This is a genomic window from Halomonas colorata (assembly GCF_014897985.1).
Lineage (GTDB): Bacteria > Pseudomonadota > Gammaproteobacteria > Pseudomonadales > Halomonadaceae > Vreelandella > Vreelandella colorata.
Genome location: NZ_JABUZA010000062.1, coordinates 1 through 18089, shown reverse-complemented (window position 1 = coordinate 18089; position 18089 = coordinate 1). Strand labels below are relative to the sequence as shown.

17 protein-coding genes are annotated in these 18089 nt (G+C 55.4%); 8 read left to right on the top strand and 9 right to left on the bottom strand.

Going from position 1 to position 18089, the window contains the following annotated elements; all coding sequences use genetic code 11:
* Positions 1 to 288: TrkA C-terminal domain-containing protein (locus INT33_RS19760; RefSeq protein ID WP_319643911.1), on the top strand; the 288-nt coding region annotated here is incomplete at its 5' end.
* Between the two features lie 58 nt (positions 289 to 346).
* Here INT33_RS19760 and INT33_RS19755 read toward each other — a convergent pair.
* From INT33_RS19755 to gap, 4 genes are all read right to left on the bottom strand, one after another.
* Entirely contained in the window at positions 347 to 1087 is a 741-nt protein-coding gene (locus INT33_RS19755) for an anti-sigma factor (RefSeq protein ID WP_193092823.1), read from the bottom strand.
* Positions 1084 to 1692 (bottom strand): sigma-70 family RNA polymerase sigma factor, encoded by a 609-nt coding sequence (locus tag INT33_RS19750; RefSeq protein ID WP_318782785.1) that lies wholly within the window; start codon positions 1690 to 1692, stop codon positions 1084 to 1086. The genes INT33_RS19755 and INT33_RS19750 overlap by 4 nt, the downstream gene beginning before the upstream one ends.
* Before the next feature lie 112 nt (positions 1693 to 1804).
* Positions 1805 to 2326 (bottom strand): DUF3455 domain-containing protein, encoded by a 522-nt coding sequence (locus INT33_RS19745; protein ID WP_193092822.1) that lies wholly within the window; start codon positions 2324 to 2326, stop codon positions 1805 to 1807.
* 195 nt (positions 2327 to 2521) lie between these two features.
* Positions 2522 to 3526 (bottom strand): type I glyceraldehyde-3-phosphate dehydrogenase, encoded by a 1005-nt coding sequence (gap, locus tag INT33_RS19740; RefSeq protein ID WP_192539621.1) that lies wholly within the window; start codon positions 3524 to 3526, stop codon positions 2522 to 2524.
* A gap of 256 nt (positions 3527 to 3782) precedes the next feature.
* Between gap and pyk the strand changes: the two genes are divergently transcribed.
* Entirely contained in the window at positions 3783 to 5258 is a 1476-nt protein-coding gene (pyk, locus tag INT33_RS19735) for a pyruvate kinase (protein ID WP_193092821.1), read from the top strand.
* Between the two features lie 3 nt (positions 5259 to 5261).
* Positions 5262 to 5735, top strand: coding sequence for a methylglyoxal synthase (locus INT33_RS19730; RefSeq protein WP_192539623.1), 474 nt, complete (start codon positions 5262 to 5264; stop codon positions 5733 to 5735).
* Positions 5736 to 5756: 21 nt separating this feature from the next.
* Here INT33_RS19730 and cra read toward each other — a convergent pair whose 3' ends face one another.
* Positions 5757 to 6842 carry a catabolite repressor/activator gene (gene cra / locus INT33_RS19725; protein WP_264298949.1) on the bottom strand — a complete coding sequence of 362 codons (1086 nt, stop codon included), beginning with the start codon at positions 6840 to 6842 and terminating at the stop codon, positions 5757 to 5759.
* A 105-nt stretch (positions 6843 to 6947) separates the two neighbouring features.
* Between cra and ptsP the strand changes: the two genes are divergently transcribed.
* The 4 genes from ptsP (at position 6948) to pgi (ending at position 14395) form a co-directional block, all read left to right on the top strand.
* Positions 6948 to 9845 carry a phosphoenolpyruvate--protein phosphotransferase gene (gene ptsP / locus INT33_RS19720; RefSeq protein WP_193092819.1) on the top strand — a complete coding sequence of 966 codons (2898 nt, stop codon included), beginning with the start codon at positions 6948 to 6950 and terminating at the stop codon, positions 9843 to 9845.
* A complete protein-coding gene (gene pfkB / locus INT33_RS19715; RefSeq protein ID WP_193092818.1) occupies positions 9845 to 10810 on the top strand; it encodes a 1-phosphofructokinase in 966 nt (321 codons plus the stop codon). Before ptsP ends, pfkB begins: the two co-directional genes overlap by 1 nt.
* Positions 10807 to 12546, top strand: a complete 1740-nt coding sequence (locus tag INT33_RS19710; RefSeq protein ID WP_193092817.1) for a PTS fructose-like transporter subunit IIB — start codon at positions 10807 to 10809, stop codon at positions 12544 to 12546. Before pfkB ends, INT33_RS19710 begins: the two co-directional genes overlap by 4 nt.
* Positions 12547 to 12733: 187 nt before the next feature.
* Positions 12734 to 14395, top strand: a complete 1662-nt coding sequence (gene pgi, locus INT33_RS19705) for a glucose-6-phosphate isomerase (protein WP_193092816.1) — start codon at positions 12734 to 12736, stop codon at positions 14393 to 14395.
* A gap of 191 nt (positions 14396 to 14586) precedes the next feature.
* Here pgi and INT33_RS19700 read toward each other — a convergent pair whose 3' ends face one another.
* Positions 14587 to 14862 carry a hypothetical protein gene (locus INT33_RS19700; RefSeq protein ID WP_193092815.1) on the bottom strand — a complete coding sequence of 92 codons (276 nt, stop codon included), beginning with the start codon at positions 14860 to 14862 and terminating at the stop codon, positions 14587 to 14589.
* Between the two features lie 100 nt (positions 14863 to 14962).
* Positions 14963 to 15391 (bottom strand): GNAT family N-acetyltransferase, encoded by a 429-nt coding sequence (locus INT33_RS19695; RefSeq protein ID WP_193092814.1) that lies wholly within the window; start codon positions 15389 to 15391, stop codon positions 14963 to 14965.
* 299 nt (positions 15392 to 15690) lie between these two features.
* On the opposite strand from INT33_RS19695, the gene INT33_RS19690 reads away from it, so the two are divergent.
* On the top strand, positions 15691 to 16416 hold the full coding sequence (locus INT33_RS19690) for a hypothetical protein (protein ID WP_226940280.1): 726 nt from the start codon (positions 15691 to 15693) through the stop codon (positions 16414 to 16416).
* Between the two features lie 558 nt (positions 16417 to 16974).
* Here the strand turns inward: INT33_RS19690 and INT33_RS19685 are convergent.
* Together INT33_RS19685 and INT33_RS19680 are read right to left on the bottom strand one after the other, a co-directional pair.
* Positions 16975 to 17652, bottom strand: coding sequence for an HNH endonuclease (locus INT33_RS19685; protein ID WP_193092813.1), 678 nt, complete (start codon positions 17650 to 17652; stop codon positions 16975 to 16977).
* Positions 17653 to 17784: 132 nt separating this feature from the next.
* Positions 17785 to 18089: helix-hairpin-helix domain-containing protein (locus tag INT33_RS19680; protein ID WP_226940279.1), on the bottom strand; the 305-nt coding region annotated here is incomplete at its 5' end.

Sequence of the window (18089 nt, the reverse complement as noted above, 5' to 3'; positions counted from 1 at the left end):
CGCGGCGATATCGTCAACGTGCACTCGCTGCGCCGTGGGGCGGCGGAAGCCATTGAGGCTATCGCCCACGGCGACAAGCAATCTTCCAAGGTGGTGGGCCGTACCATCCGCGAGATCAATCTGCCGGACGGCACCACCATCGGCGCGATTGTGCGCGGCAAGGAAGTCATTATCGCCCACGGCGATGTCCTGGTGGAAAGCGGTGACCACGTGATTCTGTTTGTGATCGACAAGCGCCGCATCCGTGATGTGGAACGCCTGTTCCAGGTGGGCCTGACATTCTTTTAACCAGGTTTTTGTAAACAGGTTCTTGTAAACAGGCTTTTTAAACCAAGCCCCTAACCGCTTAGATCTCCACCGCCCTGCCGATAAACTCAATGGGGCCGGTGGGCAAGCCGGTTGCCGAGCCGGTTTCCTCTTCAAGCGTCAGCTCAAACAGCTGGTTATCTTGCAGCGGCGGCAGCTCGTTAAGGTTGACATTGATAGGCTCACCCGGCTCTACCAACCCCAGGGATACGGGCGCCTGCCAGTCATCTGCTTTTGTCCAGAACTCAAGCGCCTTGCCTTCCGGCACTGCAAAGGTGCCCAGCGGTATCAACTGAACGCTCTGGCGCGTTGAGGCCTGCACCACCCAACCTGCCGACTGCGTTTGCGGCGCTAAAAGCACTACCATATATTCAGGCGTGGCGGGCACCGGCGAGTTATTAGCGAGCATAATTCCCATAACCAGAGCGGCAGCAATGCCAAGCCCTGCAGCGCCACGCCATACCGGCAGACTGTTGATGAAACGCCGACGCGGTAACCTTACGGGCACAACGTCCGGCACAGGCGTTTGAACTGACGAGCTGTTCAAACTGCGCTTGATGCGCGGCCACAGGTAGTCCGAAGGTGTCACCGGTTGAGTAAGCGCCGTGTAAGGTTGAAAACGGTCTTCCCAGGCGGCAACGGCTTTTTGTAATGCCTCATCGTGTATCAGACGCGCTTCCACTTCCTGGCGCTTATTAAGCGGCAAGGTGCCGAGTACGTATTCGCCCGCCAAGGTATGGTCATCATCATATTCATGTTCGTGCTGACTGAGACGGGTCATGCCATACACTCCCGTAGGCGCAGCAAACTACGCTTAATCCAGGCTTTAACGGTGCCTAGCGGTGCGCCCGTATGAGCGGCAATTTCCGCATGGCTCAAGCCGTCTACATAGGCGTGAAGCACGCAGTTACGCCGTTCTGTTTCAAGTTGTTCCAAGCACTCATCAATACGTTGGCCGGTTTGCCAATCATAGGCTTCCTCAACGCGCGAGGCATGCTGGAATGTTTCATCATGATCAAATTCGGAAGGATCGTTGTGGTCGACATTGACTTCACGGTCCCGGTAGCGAATCGCATTAAGCGCAAGATGGCGCGCGATACTAAAAATCCAGGTTCGCGCTGATCCCTTTGCAGGATCAAAGCTATCGGCACGCTGCCAGATATTCAGGCAGGCATCATGCACGATATCTTCCGCCATACCCCGGTCTTTAACGATTCGAAGCACAACACCTAACAGTGCAGCGCCCTCTTTTGCATAGAGTTGGTGAAGGGCGTCATGATCACCGCGTGCACAGCGTGCAAGCACGGCAACATAGTCAAATTCGCTGGTTACGTCAGTCACATCGACGTTTTTCACATCGACTTTTTTAATACCTATGTTTGTCACAACCTAGCTCCCTGGTGGCGCGCCAATATCGCTTGCCGCACATCCAGTTAGCATAGCCGCTAGGGGCACGACGCACGAGCCCCTAGCGTAACTTAAATTAACTTCTTACTGCTTATTCAGCTGCCCAGAAAATATAGTCAGCTTGATAGGTAACTACCGCAGTAGCACCGTCATGGTCGCTATCGCAAGCAACGTCTGGCGCTACACCGCCTTCGGTATTCAAGCGTTGAATGTAGCTAACGCCGGTCATTGCGCCTTCACCTTCAGCAGGATTGGCTTCTACTAGTTGAAGAGGAATATTGCCATCACCGTTAGGTGCGGTGGCTAACTGGGTGCCGGTAATTTTAGAACCGTCCAGCGCTTCCCAAGTAGCCGGGGGACCATAGTAGCTGCCTACCTGGCTGCCATCGTTATCGTTTAGCGCGGCATGAGGGCCTTTGAAAACCCACGCCATCTCGCCAGAATCATTGGTTTCACACATATAGGTAATTGCACCAACACCTACGGTTTCAAGCGCAACGGTGTTGCCGTCCGGTACCTGGACATCCGCTGGCGTTTCGGCCAGAGCGGCATGACTGAAGGATGCGATCACAGCGGCGGCCAAAGCAGTACGCGTTAGATGATTAATGGTCATATTCAGTCTCCTAAAGGATTATTATCAACCACCGTAAATAGCGGCTGTATAGGGAATACACGCGAGGAGACGTTTTGGATGCAGTCTTTTTAAATTTTTTTAATACTTTTTTAAATACGCTAAAAACAAAAGGGCCGTTTGGTAAAACGGCCCTTCTAACAGCGCTGAGAATACAGCTAATCGAACGCTAAACGCTTACACAGCGGTTGCCTGCATGGCGATCGCCGTATCCAGCATGCGGTTGGAGAAACCCCACTCGTTGTCGTACCACGCCATCACCTTAACCAAACGCCCGTTCACACGCGTGTGGTTAGCATCAAATGTCGATGAATGCGCGTCATGGTTGAAATCGATAGACACCAGTGGCTGAGCGTTCACCGCCAGCACACTCGAATTGGCGGCGGCTTTTTCAACAATTTGGTTGATCTCTTCCTTACTGGTGTCACGGCCTGCGGTAAAGGTCAGATCCACCAACGACACGTTAATTACCGGCACACGTACCGCCAACCCATCCAGCTTGCCTTCAAGTTCGGGCAGCACCAATCCAACCGCGGCGGCGGCCCCAGTTTTAGTCGGAATCATGGAGTGCGTCGCGCTACGTGCGCGGTACGGGTCAGAGTGATAGACGTCTGACAGATTCTGGTCATTGGTGTAGGCATGAACCGTGGTCATTAGACCGTTCTCGATACCCACCGCATCGTTTAACGCCTTGGCCACTGGCGCCAGACAGTTGGTTGTGCAGGACGCGTTAGACACCACCTTGTGTTCAGCAGTCAAAATAGTGTCATTCACACCGTAAACAATTGTCGCGTCAGCATCGGGGCTGGGCGCTGAGATCAGCACCCGCTTGGCGCCCGCCTCCAAGTGTTTGGCAGCCGCGTCACGCTTAGTAAATAGCCCCGTGCACTCCATGACCAAATCGATATTCAGTGAGGCCCAGGGAAGCTTGGCAGGGTCGCGCTCTGACGAGATAGCAATGCGATCCCCATCGACACTGATACTTTCCGCATCGTGCTCTACAGTGAAAGGGAAATGCCCATGCACAGTGTCGTGGCGCAGTAAATGTGAATTTAGCGACGGGTCGCCCAAATCATTAATCGCTACCACCTGAATTTGCTCGCGGTAGCGGTTTTCATAAAGCGCTCGAAGTACGTTACGACCGATCCGGCCAAACCCGTTAATAGCAACTCTGATAGTCATACTGACACCTCACGCTTAGTGGTGAACGGCTTCATTTCGGTAAAAAAATTACCAAAAAGACACTTTAATAGCGCCTAAAAAGCTTAAAATGGCTGAAACCAGTTATTTTTTAGCTAATCTTCAATTTATATGTAGTAAAATTACTATAATATCACCAGGGCCGTCTATACCTTCATGATGACAATTGCATCAATATTCTGATCCCTGGCTACGCTGGTTTTTACGATTTATTAGCAATACTTAAGGAGAACCCGCCATGAATTCATCGAACTCACCTCTGCCGCTTCGTCGTACCAAGATTGTTGCCACCTTAGGCCCTGCCAGCGACCGCCCAGGCGTGCTCGAAGCGATGATCAAGGCAGGGGTCGACGTGGTTCGCCTTAACTTTTCTCACGGCTCACCTGACGATCATCGCCGCCGGCTGCAGGACGTTCGCGATATCGCGCAGCGCTTAGGTAAATGCGTTGCCGCGCTGGGCGATTTACAGGGCCCGAAGATCCGTATCGCCCGCTTTGCTGAAGGGCCTATTCATTTGGAAGCAGGGCAATCGTTTATTATAGACATGGCGATCGATACCCATGCCGGTAACGGTGAGCGTGTGGGCTGTGATTACCCGGCGCTGATTGATGATGTCTCCCCCGGCGACCGTTTGCTGCTGGATGATGGCCGCGTGGTGCTGGACGTAGCCTCCATTGTTGGCCAGGAAATACACACCAACGTGCATGTGGGCGGTAAGCTCTCCAATAACAAAGGCATCAACAAACAGGGTGGCGGCCTTTCCGCCCCGGCCTTGACCGATAAAGACCGAGCCGATTTAAAAACCGCCATGGAAATCGGTGTGGATTATCTGGCGGTTTCCTTTCCGCGCTCGGCAGCCGACATGCAGGAAGCCCGCGCACTGCTGGGCGAAGAAGGCAAAGAGATCGGCCTGGTCGCCAAGCTGGAGCGCGCCGAAGCGGTTGCGGATGACGAAACGCTGGATGGCATCATCATCGCCTCAGAAGCCGTCATGGTGGCCCGCGGCGACCTGGGCGTAGAGATAGGCGATGAAGCGTTAATTGGCACCCAAAAGCGCATCATCAAGCATGCCCGTACACTTAACCGTGCGGTGATTACCGCGACCCAGATGATGGAATCGATGATCGAATCGCCGCTGCCGACCCGCGCCGAGGTGTTCGATGTGGCTAACGCCGTGCTGGATGCCACCGACGCGGTCATGCTTTCCGCCGAAACCGCCGCTGGTGAATTTCCGGTAGAAACCGTTGAAGCCATGGACCGGGTTTGCCTAGGCGCCGAGCGCGAGCGGCTGGCGCAGTCGTCCGGTCACCGCATGCATGAAGGCTTTGAGCGCATGGATGAAACCATCGCCCTTTCGGCCATGTACGCCGCCAACCATTTAACCGGCGTCAGCGCGATTGCCTGCATGACCTCCACCGGTTACACGCCGCTGATCGCCTCACGCATTCGTTCGGGTTTGCCCATCGTCGGCCTGGCCCATAGCCCTATTGCCCAGCGGCGCATGGCACTTTATCGCGGCGTGGTTTCGCTTCCCTTCGATACCACGCAGATGGAACCCACCGAGGTTAACCAGGAAGCGCTAAAATTGCTTAAAGCTTATGGATTGGCGCGCCCCGGTGGACATATCATTCTTACTCGCGGCGACCATATGAATGCCCATGGCGGCACCAATACCATGAAGATTATCGCCATCGAGCCTGAAACAGGAGAGTAATCAATGAACGATGCCCGACCGCCTCGCCAGGCGCTGCGTACCCTACCCGCTCAAAAGCGTATTGCACTGATTGCCCATGACGGTAAAAAAGGGGAGCTTCTGGAGTGGGCCACACGCTGGCAGGATACGCTGCGTCAGCATCAGCTGATGGGTACGGGCACTACGGCTGCACGCTTAACCGATCAATTAGGCCTAACGGTTGAAGGATTGATGAGCGGGCCACTCGGCGGCGACCAGCAGATTGGTGCGCGCATCGCCGAGCAGAGGCTCGACGTGCTGGTATTCTTCTGGGACCCGTTCGCCCCGCAGCCTCACGACCCCGATGTCAAAGCGCTGTTGCGCCTTGCAGCACTATGGAACGTACCGGTGGCCTGCAACGCCGCGAGCGCCGATTTTATGCTCTCTTCGCCCTATTTAAGCGAAAGCTACGATATGTCGATACCCGACGCCAACGCCTGGGCCAGTGCCCGCGCTTAACGCTTCTTGCTTCAGCGGGCTTTAAGCCCGCTTGAAAAGATGCCGTTTGACAACCTGCTGCCCAACGCGACGACCGCCTTGGGCAGCCTCCAAAGCGCTATTCAGCGTTAACGCCGCAATGCGGTCATAATCCTGAAGCACCGAATTGACCGGCTCAGGCAAAAAATCCAGCAGGCGATGATCGCCAAAGGTGGCCAGCCGGATATGTTTGGAAAGCCCGCCGCGCTCTAAAAACGCATCGAAGACGCCTTCCATCAAGGTATACGAAGCCGTTACCAGCGCATCCACACCCTCGGGTTGATTAAGCAACTGCTGCGCAAGCACCATTGCCTCACTGCGCTCGTAATGCTCTGCGCTCAAACAGACTGCTTCTATGCCCTGCTCTTTTAAGGCGGCCTTAAAACCGGCTCGGCGTTCACGACTAATTGAAAGCCCCGGCATGGCATCCAGCCAGGCGACTCGCCGGGTATTTTCGTTAAGCACCGAGCGGGTTAGCTTTTCGGCGGCGTCATAATCATCGCTGACCACACTGACAAAATGCTGGCGATCAAGCCCCCGGTCCACGCCTACCACGGCCCAGCCGTCGTTGGCTAAATCCATGTAAAACGGGTCGTCATCGGCCAGACAGCTGGCGGTAATCAGCACCTCGCAGCGCTGGGCACGTAGGGCCAGCGCCAGGGCGCGCTCGCTTTGTGCGCAGTCATCAGAGCTTACAATCAGCAGCCGATAGCCCTGCTCGCGCGCGCCACGCTCCAGGCGTTTAGCCAAGCGGGCGTAGCTGATATTTTCCAGATCAGGAACAATCAACCCCAGTAAGCGACTCGCCCCACGGCGCAGCGCCGCTGCCTGGGGGTCGATCTGGTATTGATGCTGACGGACAACGGCCATCACCTTTTCAATCGTGGCCGCACTGATACGACGCTGTTCCGCCTGCCCGTTGATGACATAGCTGGCCGTGGTGCGCGAAACACCGGCAAGCCGGGCGATATCGGCTAATGTCATGTTTTTTCTCCTTATAAGCCTGCGAAGTGTAACAGCGCCTTGACTACACCCCCACCAAAGTCTAAAAACACACCCCTTGTACCTTTTGCTGAATCGTTTCAGCATATCATCATAAACCACAAGCATCGTTCAATCCGAAAACTCGATGCGCCAACGCACGCTTGCGTCGCGGTCGAGTCGCTACCGGACTCGTCTTTACAGGAGAAATGCATGCTTACACTCGGCCCTAATGACATCTTGCTGAATCGCCATGCCGATAGCTGGCAAGCGGCACTGGATGAGGCCGCCCGGGTGCTGACCGACGCGGGGCTGGTTGGCTCAGCCTACCGTGACGGCCTGCATGCCCGTGAAGCGCAGTCGTCTACTTACTTGGGTAGCGCGATTGCTATTCCCCACGGCACGCCCGAAAGCCGTCAGCACGTTAAGCGTACCGGCGTTCGGGTGCTGCAGTTTCCTGAAGGTATAAAATGGCACGATGGGCATCGGGTGTATGTGCTGGTAACCATTGCGGCACAAAATGACGAACACCTGGATATCTTGCGCGCCCTGACCCATGTGCTGGACCGTGACGGCGTTGCTGAAGAGCTTGCCGCTGCCAGCTCCGCCGAGGACGTCGCCCGCCTGCTGTCTAAATCAGTGCCCGCACCGAAGCTTGATAGCGACACCCTGTGCCTACAGTTTCCGGCACAAAGCGTCCAGGAACTGGCCCTGGCAGCCGCCGCCCGTTTGCGCCAAAGCGGCTGCGTGGATAACCGTTTTATTGCTGATATCGCCGCGAAACCACCGATTTGGCTGGGTGAAGGTTTCTGGCTTGCCAGCAGCGCCAGCGGCGTGCAAAACCCTGCGCTAGGCATGGCAACCCCGGTTGAAACGAACCTGGAAGAAAACAGCCATGCCGTACACGGGCTGTTTTGTCTGGCCGCGCAGGGCAACGCCCACCGCCCCCTACTGGAGCAACTCCAGGCCGTACTTGAAAACGCTGATAGCAAGGCGCTGCTGAAAGCCGATGCATGCCAAGTGCTGGCCCTGCTAGCGGGTGAAACGGCCAATACGCATACCCAGCGGGTGCGTGTTTTAAATCCTCACGGGCTGCATGCCCGCCCGGCCAAACAGTTGGTGCAAACGGCCCGTGCACAGGCGGTGGCGATTAACGTCCGCCTGGAGGAAGGCAGCCCTGTAAGCGTTTCAGCGGCCAGCCTCACCAAAGTGATTGGCCTGGGCGCACGCCGCGGTCAGTGGCTGGTACTGTCAGCCGAAGGCGCCGACGCCCAGCAGGCGCTGACCAACGTGGCGGAAGCCATCGAAGGCGGCCTGGGTGAAAAAGTAACGCCCTTTGACAGCGGCCGTGAGCGCCTGGCGCCCCGCCCCACCAGTCAGGAAGCCATCGTCGAGCCCTTGGCAGCCGATACGCCACATACGGCGATTGCCGCGTCACCCGGGCTTGCGATTGCACCGGTATTTGTTATTCGCCCTCAGCACTTTGATTACGCCGAGCAGGCCGACAACCCTGACCGCGAGTTGACTCGGCTGCATAATGCTATTCAGGAAGGCATTGCCCAGCTGGAAGCCCTAGTGCGTAACGCCGCTGGCGGCGAAGTCGCCGATATTTTATCCATGCACGAAGAGATGCTGGACGACCCCGAGCTTCACCGCGCCGCCGAAGACGCTATTCGCGAAGGCCGCTCGGCAGAAGCCGCTTGGTGGGATGCCATTGAAACCGCCGCCCACGCCCAGGAAATGCTCGCGGACCGCCTGCTTGCCGAGCGGGCCACTGACCTTCGCGATGTGGGTCGGCGGGTGCTGAGTATTCTGTGCGACGTTCAACTGCCCGAGCCGCCTGACCATCCCTACATTTTGGTAATGGACGATATCGGCCCCTCAGATGTTGCCCGCCTGGATACCTCGCGCGTGCGGGGTCTTTTAACCGAGCGCGGTGGCGCCACAGCCCACAGCGCTATTCTGGCCCGTGCGCTGGGCATACCGGCAGTGGTTGGCGCAGGCAAAGCGGTGATGGCACTAACCAACGCCAGCATGATGATTCTGGATGGCGAACGAGGCCGGGTTATCCCCTCACCTTCTGAGCAGCGTTTAAGCCGCGCCGAGCAGCATTTGCTTGATTTACAGGCGCGTGAAGCCGATGCCTGGGAGCGGCGTTTTGAAACTGCCCAGACCCGCGACGGCCACCTTATTGAGGTTGCCGCTAACCTGGGTAACACCGCCCACGCGGAAGACGCTGTGGAGCGCGGTGCAGAAGGCGTTGGCCTGCTGCGTACCGAGTTCCTGTTTATGGCCCACTCAAGCGCGCCGGACCTTGCCACGCAAACCGCCGAGTACCGCCAGGCTATCGATGCATTAAACGGCCGCCCGTTGGTGGCACGTACCTTGGATGTCGGCGGCGACAAGCCTCTGCCCTACTGGCCAGTACCCCAGGAGGACAACCCGTTCTTGGGTCTGCGCGGTATTCGCCTGGCGTTGACCGAGCCCGACGTACTTGAAACCCAGCTGCGCGCCCTGCTGATGGCGGCAGCTCCGGTAGCGGGTTCTGAAGATACGCCGCGACGCTTGCGCATCATGTTGCCGATGGTCAAGGACATCGCCGAGTTCCGCGCCACCAAGGCGATTTTTGATCGCCTGCTAGCCGAGATTCCTGCAGCCGAGCGGGCAAGCGACGTGCAGCTGGGCGTGATGATCGAGATTCCTTCCAGCGCCCTGCTCGCACCCACGCTTGCCGCCGAGGTGGACTTCTTCTCAGTTGGTACCAACGATCTCACCCAGTACACCCTGGCGATCGATCGCGGCCACCCGGAGCTTTCCGCTCAGGCCGATGGACTGCATCCGGCGGTACTGCGCTTAATCCAGATGACCGTTGAAGCCGCCCACGCTCAAGGCAAATGGGTCGGCGTGTGTGGTGAACTGGCCTCTGATACCGCGGCTATCCCGGTTCTGGTCGGGCTTGGGGTGGATGAGCTTTCGGTTAGCGCCCGACAAATCCCGCTGGTGAAAGCCCGCCTGCGCGAGTTTGACCTGGCCGATGCCCAGGCCTGCGCCCAGCTAGCGCTTAGCCGGGCCACCAGCATTGCCGTGCGCGATGCGCTGGAGGCACGCTAATGGCGCGGGTAATGACCATCACGCTTAATCCGGCGCTGGATTTGGCATTTGATCTTGAAGAGCTAGCACTAGGCGCGGTTAACCGCTCCAGACACGCGCAGCTGGAAGCCGCAGGCAAAGGCGTTAACGTCGCACGCGTGCTGGCTTCACTGGGCCATGACTTAGTGGTCAGCGGCTTTTTAGGCCGCGATAACGATGGCCCTTTCCAACTGGCGTTTAAGCACATGGGCGTGACGGATGCGTTTGTCCGCGTGCCGGGCGAAACCCGCATTAACGCCAAATTGGCGGAAAAAAGTGGTCGAGTAACCGACATCAACGGCCCAGGCATTGGCGTAGACGCGGTTCAAATTACCGCCCTGCTGAGCACCATTGAACAGCAGTTAAACGAAGCCCCGGTTGACGCCATTCTGGTAGCCGGCAGCCTGCCGCCGGGATTAAGCCTCGCGGCGTTTAGTGAGTTTCTCACTCACCTGAAAGCCACAGGCGTGCCGCTATGGGTCGATACCAGCGGTGAAGCTCTGCTGCGTGCTATTGAGGTAGGCCCCGAGGCCGTTAAACCCAACGAGATTGAGCTTGCCGAATGGGCCGGTGAAGCATTGGATAATCACGCCAAGCGGGTAAGCGCTACAACGCACCTTCATCAAGCAGGCGTCGGCCAGGCGCTGCTTTCTGCCGGGGCTGAAGGGGTTATCTGGGTGAATGCGAGCGGTGCCTGGCAATCAACGCCGCCCCACGTTCAGGCGGCCAATACCGTGGGCGCAGGCGACACCTTTGTGGCTGGCATGCTGCATGGCCTGTTTAGCCAGCACAGTAGTGAAGAAACCTTACGGTTTGCCACAGCACTTTCTGCCGAATCGGTTCGCCATGTAGGCGTGGGTAATACCCATGCCAACGACTTTGCCTTACTTCTACAACGTACTCAGGTCCAGCGCCTGCACGCCTGCAGCGCCGAGGGAACTTCATGAATATCATCTTAATTACCGCCTGCCCCAGCGGCATGGCCACGACCTTTTTGGCAGCTCGGCGCCTGGAACAGGCCGCCCAACGCCAAGGTTGGAAAGTCCATGTCGAAATGCATGGTGAGCTGGCCCCGGTAGACACGGCTAACGCCGACCAAATTGCCCACGCTGATTTAATCGTGGTCGCGGCGGATCACGTACCGGCCCCCGAACGCTTTGCAGGTAAGCGTTTATACCAGGCGCCTATAGCCCAGGCACTGCCCAACCCGGAAACCTTTCTAGCCACCGCCAAGCGCGAGGCGCCGCTTTACACGCCGCCAGAAGTTCCTCCGGTTAGCGAAGCCATTACCACACCAGGTGAAAAGCGCATCGTGGCCGTCACTGCCTGCCCCACCGGCGTTGCCCACACCTTTATGGCGGCTGAAGCGCTGGCTGAAGCGGGCAAAGCCATGGGACACGCTATTCGTGTAGAAACTCAAGGCTCGGTGGGTGCTCAGGATAAACTCACCGATGACGAAATTGCCGCCGCTGACGTGGTGATTCTGGCCTGCGATATTGAAGTGGATCCTACCCGCTTTGCGGGCAAGCGCGTTTACCGTACGTCTACCGGTACGGCACTGAAAAGATCCCAGGCAACGATTGAAAACGCCCTGGCCCAGGCCACGCTGGAAAGTGCAGGCGCATCTAATGCGTCCTCAACTGAAGGCAAAAGCCTGAAAGAGAAAGGCGTGTATAAGCACCTGCTTACCGGCGTATCGTTCATGCTGCCCATGGTCGTCGCGGGTGGCCTGCTGATTGCCCTATCGTTCATGTTCGGTATCGAGGCCTTTGAGCAGGAAGGTACGCTGGCCGCGGCGCTTATGCAGATTGGTGGCGGTACCGCGTTCGCGCTGATGATCCCGGTACTGGCGGGCTATATCGCTTACTCGATTGCCGACCGCCCGGGTATTGCACCAGGCATGATTGGCGGCATGCTGGCCGCCAACATTGGTTCGGGATTTATCGGCGGCATTTTGGCTGGCTTTTTGGCCGGTTACGTCGCCCTGGCGATCACCCGCTATGTGAAACTGCCTTCAAGCGTTGAGTCGCTCAAGCCTATTTTGATTATCCCGCTGGTCGCAAGCCTGGTGACCGGCCTGGTGATGATTTACGTAGTCGGCGAGCCGGTCGCGGCGTTATTGAACGCTTTAACCAGCTTCCTTGCATCGCTGGATTCCACCAACGCTGTGCTGTTGGGCATTCTGCTGGGCGCCATGATGTGCTTTGACCTGGGCGGCCCGATCAACAAAGCGGCCTATACCTTTGGCGTGGGCCTGCTGGCGTCAGAAACCTACGGCCCGATGGCGGCGATTATGGCAGCGGGCATGGTACCGGCTATTGGAATGGGTATCGCAAGCTTTGTGGCGCGCTACAAGTACTCTGTACCGGAGCGTGAAGCGGGCAAAGCATCGTTTGTATTAGGCCTGTGCTTTATCAGTGAAGGCGCCATTCCGTTTGCCGCCAAGGATCCGCTGCGGGTCATTCCCTGCTGCATCGCGGGTGGAGCCATCACCGGTGCGCTTTCCATGCTGGTGGGTGCCAAACTCATGGCGCCTCATGGCGGTATCTTCGTGCTGCTGATTCCCAACGCCATTACCCCCGCCCTGCTGTACCTGGGCGCGATTGTGGCGGGCTCGCTGGTGACCGGTTTAAGCTACGCGATGCTCAAGCGTGGCGCGGCGCAGGTTGCGGTGGCAAGCTAAACATCGTTTAGCCTTAGAAAGGCAGGATGTTCCTGCCTTTCTCAATATCTACTTATCTTCCCTACTTGTTTTATTACTTCCTAAACATGAATTATGGGCATCTATTTGCCCCCTCGCGCTTTTTATGTAGTATTTTTACACAAATAACATCACGGCCATTGGCTGATACACAACCACGGACCGCCCTATGTTCCAACTTACCCGCAGTGTCACTTGGCAGGCGCTTGAACGCCTGCGCGATAAAACCGCCAACGACCGTATTCGCGATTATTTTCGTCAAGACCCACAGCGCTTTGACAAAATGAGCCTGCGGGTAGGCGGCCTGTTTCTGGACTACTCCAAGCACCATATTTCAGAAGACGTGCTGGATAAGCTGATTGAGCTGGCCAACCATTCCGCTCTGGTGCAGCGCCGGGCACAGATGTTCTCTGGCGATATTATCAACGTCACCGAAAATCGCCCGGTACTGCATACCGCACTGCGTAACCTAAGTGATGAACCGGTGTATGTGGATGGCGAAGACGTCATGCCGGAGATAACCCGCACCCGCGAACAGATCAAGCAGTTCTCGGAAACGGTGCGCAGCGGTGAATGGAAAGGTTACAGCGGCAAAGCGATCAAGGACGTGGTCAATATCGGGATTGGCGGCTCGGACCTAGGCCCCAATATGGCCGTGCGCGCGCTGCTTAAATATCGCCACCCGGAGATGCATTTCCACTTTGTCTCCAACGTGGACGGCACGCATATCCAAAAGGTGCTTTCGCGCCTGGACCCGGCCACCACACTGTTTATCGTCTCGACCAAGACGTTTTCCACCCAGGAAACGCTGCTCAATGCCAAAACGGCCCGGCGCTGGTTTCTGGAGAACGCCGGTGAGGATGCCGATGTAGGCGCCCACTTCGTGGCGGCTTCCACCAACCGCAAAGCGGCGATGGAATTCGGTATTCGCGAAGAGAACGTGTTCGAGTTCTGGGCCTGGGTGGGCGGTCGCTACTCCATGTGGTCGTCCATCGGCCTGCCGATTGCGCTGTCTATCGGCTTTGACGGCTTTATCGAGCTATTGGAAGGCGCCCACGAGATGGACCGCCACTTTATCGAGGCGCCCTTTTCCCAGAACATGCCAGTACTGATGGCACTGATCGGCATCTGGTACATCAACTTTATCGGCGCCGAAACCCAGGCCATCGTGCCTTACGACCAGGCGCTGAACCAGCTGCCCTCCTTCCTGCAGCAGCTGGATATGGAGTCCAACGGTAAGTCAGTGGATATTTTCGGCCACCCGGTCAACTACAAGACCGGGCCGATTGTGTGGGGCCAGACCGGCTCCAACGGTCAGCACGCGTTTTTCCAACTGCTGCACCAGGGCACCCGCTACGTGCCCATCGACTTTATCGCCTCGCTCAAACCCGAGCCGGGCGTAGAGGATCACCACTTCGCGCTACTGACCAACATGCTCGCCCAGGCCAACGCCTTTATGGAAGGCAGCCAGGGCAATAGTAATGAACTCAGCCAGCACGACCCCTACAGCTGCCCCGGCAACCGCCCGTCAAGCACCTTGCTACTGGACGAACTCACCCCCCGAAACCTCGGCGCGCTTATTGCGCTTTATGAGCACAAGGTATTCGTGCAGGGCGTCATCTGGAACATCAACTCGTTCGACCAGTGGGGCGTCCAGCTCGGCAAACGCATCGCCGGTGAAATCAGTGAACGTATTGATACTAATGCGGCTGATTTTGATGCTTCTACGCAGGGGTTGTTGGAGTTGGTGCGGGCGCATTTTCCGGGTGGCGACACGGTAAAGAGTGGTCAGTGCAAAAGCGCCGAGAAACCGGCCAAGAAAGGGGGATAAGCTGAGTTGACATCGCTGGGTCCACTACTGAAACGCCTTGACTAATTTCAGGGCGTTTTTCTCAATCAGTATCATTGGCCTGAGCCAACTGCAGCGTTAATCCAGCCTCAGGGCATCGAACTCTTATACTCTTTTCAGTATCTTCACGTAGAACCAGCTGCACACCGCGGCGGATACGTGTTCATAAATATTCACCAGCTGAATAATGCAGATATAATACTGAATATGCCCTCTAAAACGGCCATTACCCCCTCGAAAAGAGCTTCGAAAAGCCCCACTAGCATCTCGAAAATACCATCGCCATGCATTACAACTGGCGTAGCAACGGCTGAAAGCGCGATACCGCAAACCACCAGACCCAATAAATTAAACCCTGCGAAAAGCATGTATATCACGGCACTCAGTAAAGACAGGCTACCCACGCTATTCAGCACGGTCATTTTTCTCGATTTATCCGGTCTGGCCATACGAACCTCGCTTTATTAAAAAATAATTTAACTTAGCGTCTCTCTTTAGATGAAGCAATATTGTCTTGCACACAACAATCTGGCGCTTCATTCAGCCCCTTCAAACGGCTTCCATCCAGTACTGCGTTACTGTTTCGCCGCAGTGCTTAAAACCCAGTCGTTCGTAAAACCTAACGGCCCGGCTCTGCTTGAGAACTCTAAGCCGCAGCACAAGCCCCTCATATCGCGCCTTAGCCAATATCTCGCTCAAAACCTGGAAACCCACCCGCTGCCCCTGATGATCGGGGGCCAGAAACACTTCCCGCAGTTGAATCAAATTTTCTTCCCACGTTATCCATACAGCACCGATAGTCTCACCATTCAGCGTAAGCACTTCAAAACCACCCTGGCACCATTTTTCATCAAAAGCTGACTTTTGAAGCTTATCTTCCCAGACACCAAACTGACGCTCGACAACTTCCCGATAGGCACTGCGATAAATGTGCCAGACAACGGCACCATCGTCTTTCCGAGCCTTGCGCCTAAGCATTTGCATTCCCCCTTGCTATATGGATAAAACGGGCATGCACATTAACTAAAGATAACCGCAACAAGGCCGATAATTAAAATTAACAATAAGCAGGAACCGCCCATGAAGATCGGATTTTCCAATTTTACCATGCTAAATACTCGCCGCGACCCTGCGTCAGGGCCGACAGCAGTGCGTGTAGCGGGCCAGCCTTTGTCGGCAGCAGCAACCCGTGCTGACGACCAGGAGACAAAACAGCTCAAAAACAGAAAGAAGCGTTTGAAGCGCTGGCATCATTGCCAAGCCCCAAAGAGTCTGCGATGCAGAATGCTTCGCAAAAGGTCGGTTTTTTAAAACAGCGGTTGGAAACGCTTAAAGCAATGATGCGCTTTGCTTCGCCAGAACAGCTTAAATCCATGGCCAGTGAGCTTAAGAGTATCGCGCGCGAGCTAGGTGTGGCGGCTCGGCAATTAAGCGGCTCAGGCAGTAATACAGGTGCTGGTCCCCTTGTTTCTGCCACAGTTAACGCCGCCCAGCCTGCAAGTAACGTTTCCGAGGCGTCTTCTCCAGATAGCGCGCAAAATGAAGGCGCAAGCGCAGACACCCACGGCGCTGAAACAGCACTTGCCAGCGCTGAAGCCTCTATCTCCGTTGAGATGGGTGATGAGCTGAAGAAAGAGCAGACCCTGGAATCAGGTGACACTATTGAGAAAACGGCAGATGAGACCTTGGCGCTCGCGACCTCTTCACTGCGTGATGACAGCCGCTCACAGCCCATCAGCGCCAGCGAACATGCTTTGCGTAGTATTCTGACCGATGCAAGAAAAGAGCTTCGGGAAACCATCAATGAGTTGAAGATTCGTCTACGTGAAGAAGACAAAGAACCGCGTCGCGAACTCAAAAAAGCCGAGGAGGATATGGCCAAGCTAGACCGCTCGCTTGCCCAATCAACATCCAAAGCGCTTTACTCTGCGCTCGGCCAGATGTTGCCCGCTACCGCGAATAGCGTCAGTGTCGTCAGCGGCAGTATTAACGTGGAAGTTTAGCCACTAGCCCTGAAGTTACGACGTCAGCCTATCTTCAGTAGCACCTGGGTCAGCGTCAGAAGTAACTTTATCGTGTTTTACCACCACTATCTCGTCATCGTGTCTGCGATTTGCTCGGCTACGGCCTAAGTGACACGCCCGAGAACGTCAAAGGCTACGACATCACGGGTGATGCTGTGGGCAAGCTGGCTGCTTGGGCGTCGAAAAGGCTGTGTTCGTTCGGTCATTACTGAGGCGGACTGCCCTGCGCAAAGATCTCGCGGGCCTGATGACAGGAGTCAAATGCCAGTCGAATTAAAGAACATGGAATATTACGGACAGCCAGTGTCGGCAGAGTTCCCCGGTTAGAATTCCTTCAACCGGGAAGAACTCGAATTATATGTTCGCCAGTATGAGCACGCCGGATGCGCGACAGAATAAAATCAATTTAAAATAATTACTTAACCGCGCTTCCACTTGTCATCCATGGTTACCTCCTCCTATTTAACGCATCAATAACTAGCGCTGCTCCGCTGCGTCCGACGCAGTAGGCGCGAAGTTGATTGACTCGTTATAATTTTACTCAACTACAAGTCTGGTTAGCTTGTTATACATTGAAGTAACCAATGTAGATTTATTAATTCCGTAGTGCATTTCTCGGTGGCAATTTGGGCATAAAGCGATAGCATTTTCTACTGTGTCAGAGCCACCGTCTGCAAGGCGACGAAGATGATGAACTTCAAGAAAAGGTTCACCTTCAGCTGTTGTGAATGGTGCATCAGAACCGCAGCTCTCACATATACCAGCCGCTTCCTTAAGGACCCATGCTTTAACCTTTGGATCTCTGCTGTAGTTTGTGACTTGTGTATATATTTTTTCTGGCTCTTTGATGCCGTCTGGTTTGCTAAGGCTTTCCTTTGACTTATACGATATAACCTGCGTTTCGAACTCGGCAACCTTAGGAAAATTTTGACCTTCGGCTTCTGATATGAGCTTTTCGATTACAGCCGCGTTATTAGAACCAACATTTTTAGCTGGCTTTAGCCCTGAAACCCACTCGCGTCCCATAAGCGAGTAGACATACGAGATATTTTGCATTCGATATTCGAAAGACTTCTCAGTACGTCCAAAACGTTCAGCAAGTTGAGAATAGATTTGCTTTTTAACGAAGGAAATTCCATTGGCTTGGTCAAAATGCATCTGAACATATGCTTCCACTGCCCCTTTCAGCTCTTCTTCCGTCCAATTATCGCTCAATGATTATTCCTATAGAGGTGTAATGCCGCGCTCTGCAGAAATTGAGGAGCGCTAGCAAGTAAGTTTTCCGTAGCGTTCTTGTTATGTGAGCGTAAGCCACTACAGGCCTTGCCGAGCCCTTTTTATAGCAGATTACACTGCCGATAATGCTTGAGGGCTATTCTTCCAGCATGTAGTTCTTAGCATCGACGCTACCAGTTCGGCTATTTCTTTTGGCTCATAATTCGCCAGCTCGGAAAATGAATCTATTCCTATTTCTTCGAAGCGCTTAACTACCATAGGCCCAACGCCTTTTACCTCCAGCAGTTCGGCCTTTTCTAATTCACTGAATGCCATACGGAACACCTTAAACCACATAACTGAATCGCCCCGGGTTTCGTAGACACCTCTAGGCCTTATACTAAAGGTACCTAGGAGGATCCATGAGCCGTCCCCGT